Source organism: Kocuria rhizosphaerae, assembly GCF_044462265.1.
GTDB classification, from domain to species: Bacteria; Actinomycetota; Actinomycetes; order Actinomycetales; family Micrococcaceae; genus Kocuria; species Kocuria rhizosphaerae.
In genome coordinates this window covers 1-1,764 of record NZ_JBISWL010000054.1, presented here as the reverse complement: position 1 = coordinate 1,764, position 1,764 = coordinate 1, and the positions used below count along the sequence as shown (strand labels likewise).

Annotated in this window: 1 protein-coding gene; it reads right to left on the bottom strand. The window is 70.0% G+C overall.

The window, feature by feature from the left end; genetic code table 11:
* Window positions 1-21 precede the first annotated feature (21 nt).
* Window positions 22-1,395, bottom strand: coding sequence for a TIGR00366 family protein (locus tag ACH9EU_RS06225; protein WP_396413073.1), 1,374 nt, complete (start codon window positions 1,393-1,395; stop codon window positions 22-24).
* Window positions 1,396-1,764: the final 369 nt, after the last annotated feature.

The window sequence follows — 1,764 nt, the reverse complement described above, 5'->3', positions numbered from 1 at the left end:
GCGCCGTCCGCCACCGGACGGTCAGGCGGTGAACCCCCACAGCAGCATGGCGCCGCCGTAGATGACGCCCAGGAACACCGAGATGTACAGCAGGTAGATCATGGCGTCCCGCAGCTTGATGCCCGAGATCGCCAGGGCGGGGAGGATCCAGAGGGGCTGGATCGCGTTGGTCCACTGGTCGCCCATCGCCACGCCCATGCTCGTGGCCGCGATGTCCGCGCCCATCTGCTGGGCCGCCTCCACCATGACCGGCCCCTGGATGGCCCACTGGGCTCCGGTCGAGGGGGCGAGGATGTTGATGACGCCGCCGGAGATGAAGCTGAAGAACGGCAGGGTCTCGGCGCTCGAGGTGGCCACGAAGACCCCGGCGAAGGTGATCATCAGCCCGGAGCCGGCCAGGATGCCCATGATGCCCATGATGCCGGCGTACATGGGGTACTGCACCAGGACGGCGCTGATCATGGGGGTGCTCTCGCGCAGGGACTTCAGGAACAGGACCGGGCGTCCGTAGAGCAGCAGGCAGAGGAAGAGGAAGAGCGCGTTGATGCTGTCGAAGTTGATGGCCCCGCCGTCGGCCACGTAGACGACCGAGTAGGTCAGGCCGATCAGGCCCATGACCCAGCCCGGCGCACGGCTGTGGCTGAGCCGGTCCGAGAACCACTCTGGGCGCGGACCGGCGTCCGCGGCGCCCGCCGGGGCGGGCAGGGTCGCAGGGTCGGCCTCGGTCACGAGCTCCGGCGTCCGGGGGTGGAGCAGCGCCACGAAGAGCGGCAGCGCGATCGCCACCAGGATCGAGGTGCCCAGCATCACGGGGTGGAAGACGGTCGCCGAGAGCGGGGCCACGCCCATGAGCGGCTCCAGGGGGTGACCCGGGGTGGCGATGGAGAGCGGGACGGTACCGGAGACGCCGATGCCGTAGATGCAGAAGCCCGCGTAGCCGCCGGCGACGGCCAGCGGGAAGTGCATCCCCCGGACGTGGCAGGCCAGGCGCTGGGCGATGATCGTGCCGAGCACCATGCCCAGCCCGGCGTTGAACCACGCGCCGAGGAGGCCGATGAAGCACGCCAGCGCGACCGCCACCCTCGGATCGGTGACCCTGCTGGACATGCCGTCCAGCAGGCGCTGCACGACCGGGGTGTTCGCCAGCATGTAGCCGGTGAGCAGGAGCACCGTCACCTGCATGGAGAAGGACAGCAGCGTCCAGAGGCCCTCGCCCCACAGACGGACGGTCTCGATCGGACCGGTGCCCTCGATCAGCATCGCCATCGCGAAGACGACGACGGTCAGGCCGATGGCGATGACGAACGGATCGGGCAGGTAGCGCTGGACGGCGTTGCTCACCCGCTGGGTGACCACCGTGCTCACGCTCGGCGGAGCGGTGTCGAGGACCTTCATGGAGACCCTTCCTGTAGGGCGTGGGCGCCCGGGTGCGAGACCCCGGGCGCCGTGCACGAGCTGACATGGCCGTTCCGGGAACTGGAGGGCCGGTGATGCCCATCACGCTAGGCTGTGGTCCGCGTCACAGGATGTTCCGTTGTGGAACACTCCACGTCAGCCGGCCGCCCGGATCCCCCGACACCCGTTCGGGTGCCCTTGCCGGCAGCCGTCGCCCGGCAGGCCGGCGGGGGACGCCCGTCTCCGATGCAGCGGGCCGCAAGTCACCCTGGCAGGTCAGCCGGGGAGGCGGTTGCCGGTGGCGGCGTCGAAGAGGTGGACGTGGTCGAGGTTCGGGGTCACCCAGATCGTGGATCCGCCCCTGGGTGG